Source organism: Nicoliella lavandulae (assembly GCF_037546185.1).
Lineage (GTDB): Bacteria > Bacillota > Bacilli > Lactobacillales > Lactobacillaceae > Nicoliella > Nicoliella lavandulae.
Map to the genome: position 1 here is coordinate 876161 of NZ_JAWMWH010000001.1, position 15707 is coordinate 891867.

At 40.2% G+C, this 15707-nt stretch carries 17 protein-coding genes; 15 read left to right on the forward strand and 2 right to left on the reverse strand.

Translation table 11 applies throughout. The annotated features are described in order from the left end of the window. The first annotated feature begins 68 nt into the window (after positions 1–68). From R4146_RS04065 to R4146_RS04085, 5 genes are all read left to right on the forward strand, one after another. Positions 69–1814 (forward strand): ABC transporter ATP-binding protein, encoded by a 1746-nt coding sequence (locus R4146_RS04065; RefSeq protein WP_339960154.1) that lies wholly within the window; start codon positions 69–71, stop codon positions 1812–1814. After that, complete coding sequence (locus R4146_RS04070; protein WP_339960155.1) at positions 1807–3630, forward strand: ABC transporter ATP-binding protein; 1824 nt, start codon at positions 1807–1809, stop codon at positions 3628–3630. The genes R4146_RS04065 and R4146_RS04070 overlap by 8 nt, the downstream gene beginning before the upstream one ends. Before the next feature lie 89 nt (positions 3631–3719). Continuing rightward, positions 3720–4028 (forward strand): VOC family protein, encoded by a 309-nt coding sequence (locus R4146_RS04075; protein ID WP_339960156.1) that lies wholly within the window; start codon positions 3720–3722, stop codon positions 4026–4028. Between the two features lie 57 nt (positions 4029–4085). Continuing rightward, complete coding sequence (locus R4146_RS04080; RefSeq protein WP_339960157.1) at positions 4086–4577, forward strand: VOC family protein; 492 nt, start codon at positions 4086–4088, stop codon at positions 4575–4577. Positions 4578–4595: 18 nt separating this feature from the next. After that, on the forward strand, positions 4596–5585 hold the full coding sequence (locus R4146_RS04085) for a serine hydrolase domain-containing protein (RefSeq protein WP_339960158.1): 990 nt from the start codon (positions 4596–4598) through the stop codon (positions 5583–5585). Positions 5586–5622: 37 nt separating this feature from the next. Here R4146_RS04085 and R4146_RS04090 read toward each other — a convergent pair whose 3' ends face one another. Together R4146_RS04090 and R4146_RS04095 are read right to left on the reverse strand one after the other, a co-directional pair. Then, positions 5623–6330: a type 1 glutamine amidotransferase gene (locus R4146_RS04090; protein ID WP_339960159.1), complete on the reverse strand. Its 708-nt coding sequence runs from the start codon at positions 6328–6330 to the stop codon at positions 5623–5625. Beyond that, a complete protein-coding gene (locus R4146_RS04095; protein WP_339960160.1) occupies positions 6330–7685 on the reverse strand; it encodes a MurT ligase domain-containing protein in 1356 nt (451 codons plus the stop codon). Before R4146_RS04095 ends, R4146_RS04090 begins: the two co-directional genes overlap by 1 nt. A 173-nt stretch (positions 7686–7858) precedes the next feature. Between R4146_RS04095 and R4146_RS04100 the strand changes: the two genes are divergently transcribed. The 10 genes from R4146_RS04100 (at position 7859) to atpH (ending at position 15683) form a co-directional block, all read left to right on the forward strand. Further along, on the forward strand, positions 7859–8437 hold the full coding sequence (locus tag R4146_RS04100; RefSeq protein WP_339960161.1) for a thymidine kinase: 579 nt from the start codon (positions 7859–7861) through the stop codon (positions 8435–8437). 18 nt (positions 8438–8455) lie between these two features. Next, entirely contained in the window at positions 8456–9550 is a 1095-nt protein-coding gene (gene prfA, locus R4146_RS04105; RefSeq protein ID WP_339960162.1) for a peptide chain release factor 1, read from the forward strand. Further along, positions 9543–10385 (forward strand): peptide chain release factor N(5)-glutamine methyltransferase, encoded by an 843-nt coding sequence (gene prmC / locus R4146_RS04110; RefSeq protein ID WP_339960163.1) that lies wholly within the window; start codon positions 9543–9545, stop codon positions 10383–10385. Before prfA ends, prmC begins: the two co-directional genes overlap by 8 nt. A 14-nt stretch (positions 10386–10399) precedes the next feature. Next, positions 10400–11422 carry an L-threonylcarbamoyladenylate synthase gene (locus tag R4146_RS04115; protein WP_339960164.1) on the forward strand — a complete coding sequence of 341 codons (1023 nt, stop codon included), beginning with the start codon at positions 10400–10402 and terminating at the stop codon, positions 11420–11422. A gap of 55 nt (positions 11423–11477) precedes the next feature. After that, the gene (glyA, locus tag R4146_RS04120; protein ID WP_339960165.1) at positions 11478–12722 is read left to right on the forward strand and encodes a serine hydroxymethyltransferase; all 1245 of its coding nucleotides are present in this window, start codon (positions 11478–11480) and stop codon (positions 12720–12722) included. 16 nt (positions 12723–12738) lie between these two features. Then, positions 12739–13371, forward strand: a complete 633-nt coding sequence (upp, locus tag R4146_RS04125) for a uracil phosphoribosyltransferase (RefSeq protein ID WP_339960166.1) — start codon at positions 12739–12741, stop codon at positions 13369–13371. Between the two features lie 249 nt (positions 13372–13620). Continuing rightward, positions 13621–14337, forward strand: a complete 717-nt coding sequence (atpB, locus tag R4146_RS04130; RefSeq protein WP_339960167.1) for a F0F1 ATP synthase subunit A — start codon at positions 13621–13623, stop codon at positions 14335–14337. Positions 14338–14376: 39 nt separating this feature from the next. Beyond that, positions 14377–14589, forward strand: a complete 213-nt coding sequence (gene atpE / locus R4146_RS04135; protein ID WP_219282633.1) for a F0F1 ATP synthase subunit C — start codon at positions 14377–14379, stop codon at positions 14587–14589. Positions 14590–14632: 43 nt separating this feature from the next. Next, positions 14633–15151, forward strand: a complete 519-nt coding sequence (gene atpF / locus R4146_RS04140) for a F0F1 ATP synthase subunit B (RefSeq protein ID WP_339960169.1) — start codon at positions 14633–14635, stop codon at positions 15149–15151. Beyond that, on the forward strand, positions 15138–15683 hold the full coding sequence (gene atpH / locus R4146_RS04145) for an ATP synthase F1 subunit delta (protein ID WP_339960170.1): 546 nt from the start codon (positions 15138–15140) through the stop codon (positions 15681–15683). Before atpF ends, atpH begins: the two co-directional genes overlap by 14 nt. Positions 15684–15707: the final 24 nt, after the last annotated feature.

Genomic DNA, 15707 nt, shown 5'->3' on the forward strand with positions numbered 1-15707 from the left:
TACTTTGTTTTTGATAGTAGAAATACTATAATTATTATTCTAGTGTTTACTTAGAAAGTGGTGATGAAATGATACAGCTATCCAAGAAATTCCTTAGTAAATGGGCAGTTGTCGGCGCCGTGTTATTCATGGTCGTACAGGTATTGACGTTCTTATACCTGCCTACGTTGACCGCTGGCATCATTAACCAAGGAATTGCGCAACATAATCTTAGCTACATTATTGACCAGGGAATTAAGATGTTCTTCCTTTCAATTGTGTCAGTAATTGCGGCTGGGGGTAATATTTACTTTGCGGCAACCCAATCCCAGTTAATGGGAAAAAAGATTCGTTCCGCAATTTATCGAAAGGTGATTTATTTTTCTGAACAAGATTTAAGTCACTTTGGAGACTCATCGTTGATTACGCGGGCAACTAACGATGTGGTTCAGATTCAAAACGTAATGGTTAACATGTTACGGATGATGATTATGTCACCAATCATGTTGATCACCGCCATTATCCTAGCATATACCATGAGTCCGAAGTTAACGTTGATCTTCGTAATTTCATTGATTATTTTAGTGATTATTATTTACTTAATTATGGGTCAAGCCATCCCACTATTTAGAAGTATTCAAGGTAAGACCGATAATCTAAACCTAACGTTTAGAGAAGGGTTGACCGGGGTGCGGGTTATCCGGGCCTTCAACCGGGACCAATATGAACAAGACCGTTTTGATGGTTATAACCGCGATTACATGAACACTGGAATTAAGGTTTATCGTTTAACGGCGATGCTATTCCCATTATTAACGGTAATTTTGAACTTTACTAATATTGGAATTGTGTGGTTCGGGAGTCAATTAATTGCCAACCATACGTTTGCCGTTGGGAACTTAGTTGCGTTCATGAGTTACGCTACCCAGATTTTAATTAGTTTTACGATGCTATCATTTATGTTCGTCTTCCTACCACGGGCTTCTGCTTCTGCAGCTCGGATCAACGAAGTCTTGAATCAAAAAGATACCATTACTGATCCAGAACAACCCGTTCAAACGAAGGCGACCCCTGATGATCATAACGCAACGTTAGAATTTGATGACGTTAGTTACCGATTTGAAGATGCAGAACGGTGTGCTTTAACGGACGTATCATTTAAAGTTCACGCTGGTCAGACCCTAGCCATCATTGGGGGGACTGGATCTGGAAAATCAACATTGGTGAACTTGATTCCACGTCTAATCGATCCTGAAAAGGGCGTTATCAAATTAGATGGAACCCCAATCAATGAAATGACGCAATATGACTTGCATCAGTTAGTTTCCATTACCCAACAAAAGGCGGTATTATTCGCGGGAACGATTCGTAGTAATATGCAATTTGGGAACGAAAAGGCAACTGATGAAGAGATTTGGCATGCATTGGATGTCGCTCAAGCCTCAGACTTCATTAAACGTGAAGATGGCTTAGACACCAAGGTTGAACAAAACGGAGAAAACTTCTCTGGGGGGCAAAAGCAACGGCTAGCGATTGCCCGGACCATCGTTAAACATGCCCAGGTTTATGTCTTTGATGATTCATTCTCCGCCCTAGATTTTAAGACGGATGCTAAGTTACGAAGTGACCTTCGCAATGATCCAATGATTAGTAACGCCATCTCAGTTATTGTTGCCCAACGGGTTTCGACCATTGCTAATGCCGATGAGATCATCGTATTAGATGATGGAAAAGTAGTTGGTCAAGGGACCCATAAAGAACTATTGGCTAATAATCCAGTTTATCAATCAATTGTTCACTCACAGATTCGAGAAGGGAGTGACTCCAATGCCTAGAAGAGCACAAGGAAAGGCAAAAAAAGCCCATGATTTTTGGCCATCAACATTTCGGCTAATTCGTTATTTAAAGCCATGGCGACTTGGAATTATTAGCGTGTTAGTCATGGTTATCTTCGCCGTGATTTTACAAATTGTAACACCTAAAACATTAGGTCAAGCCACAACGATTATTTATGAAGGGGTCACGAAGGGCGTTAAGCTACACACTGCTAACTTGCCCATTGACTTTGCTGCGGTCATTAAGATCTTATTGATCACAGCAGTGCTATATGCATTAGCTGGGCTGCTCAATGTGGCGCAACAAGTCATTATGACCACGATTTCACAAAAGGTAGTTTACAGCTTACGGCGTGATTTAAAGGCTAAGATGGAACGGCTCCCCGTTTCATTTTATGATCAACATTCAAATGGGGATATTATGTCCAGAGCGGTTAACGATATGGATAATATCTCGACGATGTTACAGTCGAACCTAAGTCAATTCATTAATAGTTTAGTGATTTTCGTCGGGGTCATCGTGATGATGTTGACCATTAGTTGGCAATTAACGCTTGGGGCGTTGATCACGGTTCCGTTGAGTTTACTAGCCGTTGGAATTCTAGCTCCACGTTCCCAGCGCTACTTTAGTGCTCAACAAAAGCACTTAGGATTAGTGAACGGCCAGGTGGAAGAAAACTTTGCGGGCCATAACGTAGTTAAGACATTCAACCGTGAAGACGATGTAATTGAAGAATTTGAAAAGCAAAACGAGGCTTACTACAACTCAGCTTGGAAAGCGCAATTCATTTCTAGTTTTATGTTTCCAATGATGAACTTCATTAAGAACTTGGATTACGTTTTCGTGGCCATTATTGGAGCAATTCAAGTTATTGGTGGAAGTGTTACCATTGGTAATGTGCAAGCGTTCTTGCAATACACGGACATGTTCTCCCAACCAATTACTCAATTGGCTAACATTACCAATACGATTCAATCCACGATTGCGTCAGCTGAACGGATTTTTGAAATTTTAGATGAACCCGAAATGAAGCCATCAGACACAAGTGATCAAACTAATGTTGATAATGGTGATAAGATTCAATTTGATGGGGTTAACTTTAGCTATGATCCAGCGCACCCATTAATTGAAGACTTTAATCTAGCCGTGCCGAATGGATCTAGCGTTGCCATTGTTGGACCAACTGGAGCCGGGAAAACGACCATTATTAATCTATTGGAACGTTTCTACGATGTTGATGGTGGGGCCGTTCGATTGGATGGTTTAGATACGAAGCATATGCATCGAGCTGCGTTACGTTCACACATTGCAATGGTCCTTCAAGATACCTGGTTATTCACTGGTTCGATTTTTGATAACATTAAATATGGAAATGCGAATGCATCTGACGATGATGTTTATTTAGCTGCTAAAGAAGCCCATGCTGATGAATTCATCCGTAAGCTACCAGAAGGCTATGACACCGTCTTAAACGAAAGTGCTTCTAATATTTCGCAAGGGCAACGGCAATTGCTAACGATTGCCAGAGCATTCATTGCTAATCCAGAAATCTTAATTTTAGATGAAGCCACTAGTTCAGTTGATACTAGAACTGAAATGTTAATTCAACATGCGATGGACAAATTGATTAAGGGCCGCACTAGTTTTGTGGTTGCGCATCGTTTGTCTACAATTCAAAATTCTGACAAGATCGTGGTCATGGATCAAGGCCACATCATTGAAACTGGAACGCATGATGAATTGTTAGCTGCTAAGGGCTTTTATGCTGATTTATATAATGCTCAATTCGTTGGTAACGATTTGCAGGCTCAATAATTTTAAAAGAACGACTAATTTTAGTCGTTCTTTTTTGTTTCTAAGGTAAAAAATATTATAATGGAAAGAAAGGGATGGTGGATTACATAATGAAATATCAATTGCCTGCCGGATCCAAAATCAAATTAGTGGCGCTGCGCGTTAAGGATTTGGATTCAATGATCGATTTTTACACCCAAATTGTGGGGATGACTTCTGTGAAACGGACTGAGAACATTTCATATCTTGGTACTAATGAACATCAAGTTTCACTTACCCTCCGCAAGATTGACAACCCCACTGATGGTCGTGATGCTTCCAATGTAACGCGATTTGCGTTTAAAATGCCATCAAGTAGTAGTTTGAAACAACTATTGTTACACGTTAAAAACTTAGGTTTGAAGCTGACCCCCATTTAATACAACCATAACTTTGAATGGATTGAACTTGAAGACCCTGAAGGTAACCGCATTATTTTGTATGCAGAAGTAAATGGGGTGACCCTAGTTGATGACCACTCAATTCAATGGCATCACGAAAAAGACGATGTGATTCCCGTTAACCGTTTCTTGCGAAATGAGGAAAAACGCCTCAAGCGAATTCCTAAAACTGCTGAGTTAACGTGGTTAGAAATAAACGTTAATAACATTCAAAAGTCGCTTCAATTTTATCAAAATACATTAGGGTTAGCAGTATTGCCAACGGATCGAACGGATACCAAAACGCTAGTGTTACCAGAAGACCACTCGCAACAAATTGTGTTAAATGAAGTGCCTGGCATTGCACCTCATGATTATGAAGAACTGGGGATTGACTACGTTAGTTTTAAGATGATTCGCGCCAAGGACGTAGATGCATTGTATGATTCAATGGGGGCTGCGAAGGATGCTGCGCACTATGATGAAATTGATCACCTATTATTTTTAAATGATCCTGATCAAATTAATCTAACCTTCTCCGTATGGTAAAAGAAGGGGTATTAAGTGATGAATTTTGAACGGTCTAAAATGCTGATCCGTCAAATGGTGACTGATCAGGTGGTGCCAGGGGCTAGTGATGCCTTTTTTGATGGCGCTAATTGGCAGGTGGAGCAACTAGGTCAGCGCCAAGTAGTACCAAGTCAGCTGCCGCTAACCGCTGGGTTAACATATGATGTAGCTTCACTAACTAAGGTCGTAGCCACCCTGCCAGTTATTTTACAGTTAATTGAGCAGGGCCAATTAGGGTTGCAGGATTCAGTGAGTGAATATCTCCCCGAATTTGATGGCCCGGCGGTGAAAATTTTTAACTTATTAACGCATACTTCTGGGATTGAAGGCTACATCCCTAATCGAAATCAATTAGATAAGCCGACCCTAGTGAATGCATTGTTGACCCAGCTGCATGTTGGGCCTAATTTGAACCGCAAAATGGTGTATGCTGACGTTAATTTTATCTATTTAGGTTGGATTGCCAGTCGGATTTTAGGGCAACCAATTCAAGACTTAGCGATCGAGCGGGTTTTTAAACCGTTGAACATGACTGGAGCGACCTTTACACCGGATCCCGTTAACTGCGTCCCAACTGAAATGACCGCCCATGGTTTATTACAGGGGCAAGTTGATGATCCAAAGGCTCAGATATTGGGTCGTGATTGTGGATCAGCTGGCTTATTTGCTACCATGGCGGACTTAATTAAGTTCAGTAATGAAATGATGCAGCCAACCGGTAAGATATTATCAACCAATACGATTCATGCCCTAATGGCAGACCATACCATTAATGGCCACCTAGGACGCTCATATGGCTGGGCCTTTGATCATTGCCAACATGATTTTATTTGGCAGACTGGTTACACAGGCACGGCAATGGTACTGAGTCCACTGACCCATACTGCGATGATCCTATTAACCAATCGGATTCATCCCACCGCACCGAACGAAACATTTATTCCCAAGCGCAATCAAATTATCAATGCGTTTTTACAAACAAAATAAAAAGGGTGCGTCTAACTGAGTCGTTAGATGCATCCTTTTAATATGATTCCGGCACTTCGAGGGCAGCTTGCTTACTAAAGTCGTGGTCTGGATACTTATTATGCAATGCAGTCAATAGCATCCGTTTGGCTAACTGACCATTGCGGGCTAAGATTGGGCCGTGGAAGTAAGTACAATAAACGTTTTTATAAATAGCGCCTTCTGCATGGTCCTTACCATTATTACCATAACCCTTGATGATAGTCCCGAGTGGCTTTTCGCCCTTGCCTAGGTAGGTAACCCCTTGGTGATTTTCAAATCCCTTGTAGGTATCACCACTTTCATCATTTTTAATTGAAATGTTGCCGATGAACCGATTGTCGTGTTGTTGTTCAGTGTAGTGATCTAAAGCACCAATGCCCGGCATCTTACGCCCCTTAGCATCGATATAGTACTTACCTAGCATTTGGAAACCACCACAGATGGCCACCATGGGTTTACCAGCTTCAATGTACTTAATTAATTCTGGTTTTTTCTTTTGGAGGTCTTTGGAAACGATGGATTGCTCAAAATCTTGCCCACCACCAAAGACAGCCAGGTCATAATCGTCAGCCTTAAAATCAGTATCGATACTGACGATGTTGGAATCAACTTTGACGCCCATTTGTTTTCCATAATACTTTAAAGCTAAAATATTACCGTAATCTCCATAGGTATTCATTAAGTCACCGTAAAGATGAGCAATGCGTAATTCATAATCAGCCATTATTCAATCCCCTTTTTAATGTAACCCTTGTTTGCAAAGTCATTTCGAATTTGAATCATCGCCGTATAAGTGGCTAAGATATAGACCTTTTTAGTTGGGAGGTTTGGAATTTCATTTACGATTTTTTCCAAACTAGGTTGAACTTCGTGTAAGTCATCTGGGACTCCGGCAATCTTAAGCCGGAAGGTGATGTCCTTATAACGTTCACCACCAGTGATGAATTTCTTAATGTTCATCTTAGGGAGGCGTTCAAAATCACCGTCCCAAATCCAACTAGTATCAATTCCGTCCGCATAGTTAGCGTTTAATAATCCAATGAATGAGAATGGTTCACGATCAGTTGAGATCATATCGATCACTTGGTTTAACCCGACCGGATTCTTAACTAAAATCAGGGTAACGTCTTTGTCACCAACGTGGATAATTTCTTGGCGTCCAAAGATGTGTTCATTACTATGGAACGCTTCTGCGATTTGCGGTGGTTTAACGCCCATAATGCGGCCCACTGAATATGCAGCTAATGCATTATAGATGTTATAAACACCACCAATATCAATTTGGAATGGGTCGCCTTCAATGTCGAACTTAGAAGAGGTTGGGAGTAATTCATTGACCTTAGTGAGTTCGAAATCTAGCCGGGGGCGTTTGTAGCCACAATTAGGACAGAAGTAATCACCCAAGTTACTATAAGTGATGGTGTGGTAGTGTAAAATATTTTGACACTTTGGACAGAGCACGCCATCCGTATTGGGTTGGGCTTTAATATCTTCATTGGCTAATTCGGGATGGTCATTGAACCCATAAAAAATGCGTTTGTTCGGTAGGTCATCTGAATGAAAAATGGGGGCATCCCCATTTGCAATGATCGTTGCATCTGGGGCTAACTTAGCGCCATCTAATATCTTTTGATAGGTCGTGTAAATTTCGCCATACCGATCCATTTGATCCCGGAAGATGTTGGTAAACACCATAATTTTAGGCTTAATGTACTTAGTGACCTTGATTACGTTTGCTTCATCGACTTCTAGGACGGCGATTGGTTTAGCGTCCTTGGTGTTTTTAGCCGTTAAGAAGGTCGTAACGATTCCTTGTTCCATGTTGGAACCGGAAGGGTTGGTCAATACGTTTTGGTATTTTTGCTTCAGCACTTGAACGGTCAATGCAGTCGTCAACGTTTTCCCGTTGGTACCCGTAATAATAATTACATCATAATTTTGCCCCATTGATTTTAAAACTTCGGGGTCAATCTTAGTGGTTAACTTTCCTGGTAGGGAACTTCCACCCTTTAAAAAGGTGTGTAAGAACCAATACGAAGACTTACCAACTAAGGTCGCTATTTCACTTCTAATTGACATCGGTGCCATTCCTCCAATTAATTTATCAAATGATAATTTTACCATATTTTAAAATTATTCCCACTAAAAACGAATGAATTTTACATAAACTGAAAATACTTAGCTATCGAAATTACACTTTAAATCGGCTATAATAATATAGTACATTCTGCAATGAGAGAGGGATTTATTAAATGGCCCAGCTTTACTTCCGCTATGGTGCAATGAATAGCGGTAAAACAATTGAAATTATTAAGGTGGCCCATAATTATGAAGAAGAAGGTAAATCCGTCATAATTATGACGAGTGGCTTGGACACCCGCGATGGCTTTGGGATGGTGGCTTCTAGAATTGGTTTAAAGCGTAAAGCAGTACCAATTATGAATGACACCAATATCTTTGAATATGTTAAGGAAACGAATCCAAATGCACACTGTGTATTAGTGGATGAGTCCCAATTTCTAAAACGACACCACGTATTGGAACTAACGAAAGTGGTAGATGAACTGGGGATTCCAGTCATGGCGTTTGGATTAAAGAATGATTTTCAGAATCACCTGTTCGAAGGTTCTGAAGCATTGTTAATCTTTGCCGATAAGATTGAAGAAATGAAGACGGTTTGTTGGTTTTGTGATCGCAAAGCAACCATGCCGCTACGGTTTCAAGATCACCATCCAGTTTATGAAGGTGAGCAAATTCAGGTGGGTGGTAATGAATCTTACTATCCCGTTTGTCGGCGCCACTACTTCAATCCACCACTAGATCGATTATAGAAAGCGAGGAATGCTCTAATGAGTACTGATTTTGAGAAGATTTTTGATAAGCTACAAGCGGCTGTCGACCGTTATGATGAATTGAATGAATTAATCAGTGATCCAGAAGTGATTGCTGATACCCCTCGATTCATGAAACTATCAAAAGAAGAGGGTAGTTTACGTGATTTAGTTGAGGCTTATAATAAGTACAAAAAAATTACCGACGCCATCGAAGAAGATAAGGCCATGTTAGATGAAAAAATGGATGACGACATGACCGCAATGGTTAAGGATGAATTAGCTGATTTAACCCAACAAGATGAAGAAATCGAAGAAGAGATTAAGATCATGTTGTTACCAAAGGATCCAAATGATGATAAAAATATCATTATGGAAATTCACGGTGCTGCTGGTGGGGACGAAGGAAGCTTATTTGCAGCCGACTTGTTCGGGATGTATTCCAAGTATGCTGAAAAGCAAGGTTGGAAGATTGAAGTCATTGATAAAAATGAAACTGAAGTGGGCGGCTTTAAGGAAATTACCCTAATGATTACTGGAAGTAAGGTTTATTCTAAGTTGAAGTATGAAAACGGGGCCCACCGGGTACAACGGATTCCGTCTACTGAATCTGCTGGGCGGATTCATACCTCCACTGCAACCGTTGGGGTAATGCCTGAAGCTGAAGATGTGGATATTGATATCGATCCAAAGGATATTAGAACCGATGTTTATCGGTCTTCTGGTGCCGGTGGTCAACATATTAATAAGACGTCATCGGCGGTTCGGATGACTCACTTGCCAACTGGAATCGTGGTAACGATGCAAGATCAACGTTCCCAACAACAAAACCGGGCCAAAGCAATGCAAATCTTGCGGGCACGGGTTTACGATTATTACCAACAAAAAGAAACGGCTGCATATGACGAACAACGTAAAAATGCAGTTGGAACCGGTGATCGTTCTGAACGAATCAGAACTTACAACTACCCCCAAAACCGGGTAACTGATCACCGAATTGGTTTAACGTTAAATAAATTGGATAAAATCATGAATGGTGATTTAGAAGAAATCATCGATGCCTTAATTATTTCTGACCAAGCACATAAGTTGGAGCAATTAAATAATGGCTAGTTCAATGACCTTTTTTGAAGCCCAACGATGGGCTTCTTTATTTATTCAAGAACATCAATTAGAACCAGAAGTGGCCCATTACCTATTAACCAAGCGGCTGGATTGGTCTGATACAGACCTATTACTTCATTATCGTGATCAAATGACGCCGGCACAGTTACAACAGTTTCAAAAGGATATTGACCAATATGTCAATGGTCACCCCCCTCAATATATCCTGGGTAAAGCTGATTTTTATGGTGAAACATTGGCAGTAAATTCAGATGTTTTGATTCCACGTCCGGAAACGGAGGAATTAGTGGACTGGATTTTACAAACGCATGATGAACGGCCATTAAATGTATTAGACGTTGGCACTGGTAGTGGAGCGATTGCCATTGCGCTACAAATGAACCGCCCTGATTGGCAGGTAACTGGCTCGGATATTTCGGTAAATGCATTAAAAGTGGCAGCTAAAAATGCTAATGTTCGGAATTTACCGATAAAATGGATTGAAAGTGACCTCTTTTCCTTAATTTTTGATAAAAAATACGATTTAATTGTCAGTAATCCCCCATATATTTCGGAAAATGAGGTAAAATATATGGATGAGAGCGTTATTAAGTACGAACCACACTTAGCATTATTTGCTGAGGATAATGGTCTTGCGCTTTATCAAAAGATTGCTGATCATTTTCAATCCGTTGCCAAGCCGCATGGTGATATTTTCTTGGAAATCGGTTTTCATCAAGAAACTGCCGTTGTTGATATTTTCAAACGAGCAGTTCCAGGTGCTAAAATTGAAACCAGAAAGGATTTTAATGGTAATTCCAGAATGATTAGGGTCAAATATTAAGGAGGAATCAAAGGTTGGAAACTCACATTTATCAGCCAAGTGATGTTAAGCTTGCGGCTGAAGATATCAAACGTGGTGATTTAGTTGCTTTCCCTACCGAAACGGTCTACGGATTGGGAGCGGATGCGACGAATGAAGCTGCGGTCAAAAAAGTTTATGCGGCAAAGGGACGGCCAAGTGATAATCCATTGATTGTGCATGTTTCAGGAATTGAGGCGGTTGAAAAATATGCCGAACCACTATCTGAAGATGCCAAAAAATTGATTAAAACGTTTTGGCCTGGGCCTTTAACAATAATCTTTAAATTAAAGCCAAATGCACTTTCAAAGGCGGTAACTGGGGGACTGGATACAGCTGCATTTCGGAATCCGAAGAATCAAGTGATGATCGACTTGATTAAAACGGCTGGCGTCCCACTAGTTGGTCCGTCTGCAAATACTTCAGGTAAGCCTAGTCCAACGACTGCTGAACATGTTTACCATGATCTAAAGGGTAAAATTGCGGGAATATTGGACGATGGTCCGACTGAAATTGGGGTTGAGTCGACAGTGTTAGACATGTCGACTGATACGCCAGCGATTTTACGGCCTGGTGGCGTGACTGCAGAACAAATTCGTGCAGTTATTGGTACCGTCGATGATGGTAAACACAGCGTTTCCGGCAATGAAGCACCTAAGGCACCTGGAATGAAATATAAACATTATGCACCAAGTGCTCAGGTTTATATTGTTGACCATGATGCTGACTGGCAACAAGCTAGTCAATGGGTTGCGGCTCAACCAAACAAGGTGGGCATTATGACGACCGATGCGATTTTAAATCACATCGATTGGCCAGCAAACGCCGAACCATTTAGTTTGGGAGCAGATGTAGCATCGGCGAGTCATTTACTATTCAAAGGGCTCCGCCACTTTGATGATGAACCAGATGTAAAGGCGATTTTAACTGAAGGATTTAGTGCAAGTGGATTAGGTGAAGCATACATGAACCGGTTGAATAAATCAGCTGGCCAAATGCATTTTGAGATTAAAAAATAACTGGTTATGAATATTGGCGTCATTTTTGGAATAAAAAACATGAGGGGTTTTAGTAATGATTAAATATGATTATCGCGCAGCAGATCCAGAACTATGGGGAGCAATTGACAACGAAAAGCAACGTCAACAAGACAATATCGAATTAATTGCATCCGAAAACATCACATCAGATGCAGTGATGGCAGCTCAAGGCTCCGTCTTAACTAATAAGTACGCTGAAGGTCTTCCAGGCAAACGTTACTATGGTGGTTGTGAATTCATCGATGTCGTAGAACAACTTGCCATTGACCGGGCTAAGAAACTATTTGGTGCTGAATTTGCTAACGTTCAACCACATTCAGGATCACAAGCTAACCAAGCTGCTTATGCCGCATTCTTAAAGCCAGGTGACCGGATTTTAGGGATGGACCTAAATGCTGGTGGTCATTTAAGTCACGGTGCTAAGTTCAATTTCTCTGGTAAGATTTATGATACTTTCTCATATGGTCTTGATCCTAACAGTGAAGAATTAGATTACGATGCAATCCTAGCAGCTGCTAAGGAAGTTAAACCTAAGATGATTGTTGCCGGAGCTTCTGCATACAGTCGGATTATTGACTGGACTAAGTTTAGAGCCATTGCTGATGAAGTTGGCGCTTACTTAATGGTTGATATGGCTCACATCGCAGGATTAGTTGCTACTGGTTTACACCCAAGTCCAGTTGGCATCGCTGATGTTGTTACTACTACTACTCACAAGACCCTTCGTGGCCCTCGTGGTGGATTGATTTTATCTCAAGAAAAGTACGCTAAGAAGATCAATAGTGCCGTCTTCCCTGGTACGCAAGGTGGACCTTTAGAACACGTGATCGCTGCTAAGGCTGAAACCTTTAGAGAAGACTTACAACCTGAATACAAGACTTACTGTGAACAAATTGTTAAAAATGCTAAGGCAATGGCTAAGGTATTTAACGATTCTGATAACGTAAGCGTTGTTTCTGGCGGAACTGATAACCACTTATTAAACTTAGACTTAAGTAACACTGATATCTCTGGTCGTGAACTTCAAGAAATGTTAGAATCAGTAATGATTACTACTAATAAAGAAATGCTACCAAATGATAAGCGCAAGCCAACAGAAACTAGTGGAATCCGGATTGGGACTCCAGCCATTACTACTCGTGGTTTTAAAGAAGAAGATGCTACTTTAGTAGCTAAGTTAATCATGGACGTAATTAACGGCCATGGTGATGATGAAGTAATGAAGGAAGTCCGTGCCGGAGTTCAAGGATTGACTGACGCTCACCCAATCGAATGGTAAGCTAAAGGAGATTAACATGGGTAAACTGGAAGTTATGAATCATCCGTTAATTCAACATAAATTAACCATTATTCGGGATAAGAACTGTGGAACACGTGAATTTCGTGAAGTAACCAACGAAATTGCACGGCTATTAGCTTTTGAAGCTTCACGGAACTTACCAATGGAAGATGTTGAAATTGAAACGCCAATGGGCAAGACCACTGCCAAACAATTGGCTGGAAAGAAACTAGCCGTAGTGCCGATTTTACGGGCCGGAATTGGAATGGTCGATGGAATGCTTGATTTGATTCCAGCTGCTAAGGTAGGCCATATTGGGATGTTTAGAGACGAAGGAACATTCGAACCACATGAATACTTCGTTAAATTACCTTCTGATATTGATCAACGTCAAATTTTTGTTGTTGATCCAATGCTTGCAACTGGTGGTTCTGCCATCATGGCCATTGATGCGCTTAAACGGCGTGGTGCACTTCCTGAAAATATTAAATTTGTTTGTTTAGTTGCGGCTCCAGAAGGGGTTAAAGCTTTACAGGATGCCCATCCAGATGTCGATATCATTGCCGCTGCTTTGGACGATCACTTAGAAAACGGATACATTTTCCCTGGACTAGGTGATGCTGGAGACCGGTTATTCGGCACCAAATAATAAAAGATTGCTATCTATTTCGATAGCAATTTTTTTGTAGCGTTGTGTTTCTTATCATTGGTGAACACAATTAGCTTAAACTATCTTTTTGCTTTGAAATATATGTAAAACAGTGGTAATATTTTGAGTGTATTTAAGTAAGACTAAATACAAATTCACTTTTTAATAAATAATCTTGTATATTTATTACATTTATTTTGTAATGGGTGTATTATGGTTGGATAGGTTACATGAAAAGAGGTGAAATTCTTGAATGAGCAACTTTCAACTTTCCGCCTTGGTGGATTAACATTTAACATTGGAAGTATGGTTGCAGCAACAGTTGCTGCTGCAATTGTACTAGTACTTGTGATTTGGTTATCACGAAATTTACAGGTTCGCCCAAGTAGTAAACGACAAGCGGTATTAGAAGCCCTAATCAACTTCTCGAATACTACAACGAAGGGGTCCATGAGCGACAGTGATGCTGCTAGCTTTAAACTATATGGATTTGTATTATTTGTCTTGATTTTTGTATCAAACCAATTAGGTTTAATGCTTCAAGTGGATATCAACGGTGTTACCTATGTGAAGAGTCCGACAGCGGACCCAATCTTTACAATGACGCTTGCGCTATTTACGATTGCATTATCTCACTACGCGGGTGTTAAGAAATTAGGGTTTGGGAACTATTTTAAGAATACGTACCTAGAACCATTTGTGTTCTGGTTCCCACTCGCATTGTTTGAAGAATTTTCGAATTTCCTAACCCTAGGACTTCGTTTATTCGGGGTTATTTATGCTGGTGAAATCCTATTGAAACTTGTCGGTGGTCTGGCATTCTCTCACGGGATTGTCACGATCATTGGATTAGCTCCAATTGAGTTAATTTGGCAAGCATTTTCAATATTCTTAGGTGCGATCCAAGCCTACGTATTTGTAACCTTAACTTCAGTATATATTAATGGAAAAATATCTGCTGAATAATATATTTTAAATTGTCAATAAATAAGGAGGACTATAGTCATGGGATTAATCGGAGCTGGTATTGCTTTAGCAGGTGCTGCCATCGGTGGTGGTATCGGTGATGGTATCGTTGCTTCTAAGTTACTAGAAGGAATGGTTCGTCAACCAGAAATGCAAGGTAAGTTATTTACTAACATGTTTATCGGTGTTGGTTTAGTTGAAGCTATGCCTATCTTAGCTGTCGTTGTTGGTTTCATTCTTATGAACAAGTAATTTAAAATTACAACATTACATTGACGTAAGGAGGTGTCAATAGATGCTTTCACAGTTGGTATTAGGGGCTGACCTAGCCTATGGAACAATGCTTTACTACTTAGTTTTATTCTTAGTACTAGTATGGTTAATCAAGGTTTTTGCTTGGAAGCCCATCAACAAAATGTTGAATGACCGGACGAATCAAATCGTTAGTGATATTGATGCAGCTAATAAAAAGCACCAGGAAGCTGATGCTTTAGCAAAGCAACGTCAAGATGCACTTGCTAAGTCACATGATGAAGCAAGTTCAATCATTAACAACGCCAAGCAATCAGGTCAAAAGCAACAAGAACAAATTGTGTCTGACGCTCAAAATGATGCTCAAACCATCAAGGCCAATGCTCAAAAGAGTATTGAACAAGAACGTCAAGAAGTATTAGCAAATACCAAAAATGATGTGGCAGATTTATCTATTGAAATCGCTTCTAAAATCATTCAAAAAGAATTAAACGCGAACGACCAGAAGGCGCTAATTGATTCTTACATCGAAGGGTTGGGGAAGCAAAATGAGTCTAGATAAAGTTACATTTTCAAAACGTTACGCGAAAGCGTTATTTGATTTATTAAAGTCTGACAATGAGTTAGATTCTGGTTATGAAGACCTACAGTCAATTAAGGCTGTGTTTGAAGATAACCCAAGTTTGTCATCTGTTCTAAGTGATGTTAGTTTTTCAGAAACTAACAAGGAACAGTTAATTAAATCAATGATTGACAATGCTAGTTCAAAATACATTCAAAATTTGATTAAAGTATTAGCTGGTAGTGACAATATGGATAAAATGGTAAGCATTATCGATGCCTTCGTTGACATTTATGATGAATACAACAACATTGTCCACGCTGATTTAATCAGTGCAGTGCCACTTGATGCTGATCAACAATCTAAATTGAAGGCCGCTTTCGCAGCTCGGACCGGAGCTAAGAAGGTTGTTTTGAATAGCAAGGTCGATGCAAGTATTATTGGTGGTTTAGTAATTAAATCATCTGATGTTATCTTTGATGGGAGCGTTAAGTCCAAGCTTAACCGTGTAAAACAACTCTTATTAAAGTAACGATATCTAATCGAAGAGGTGAAA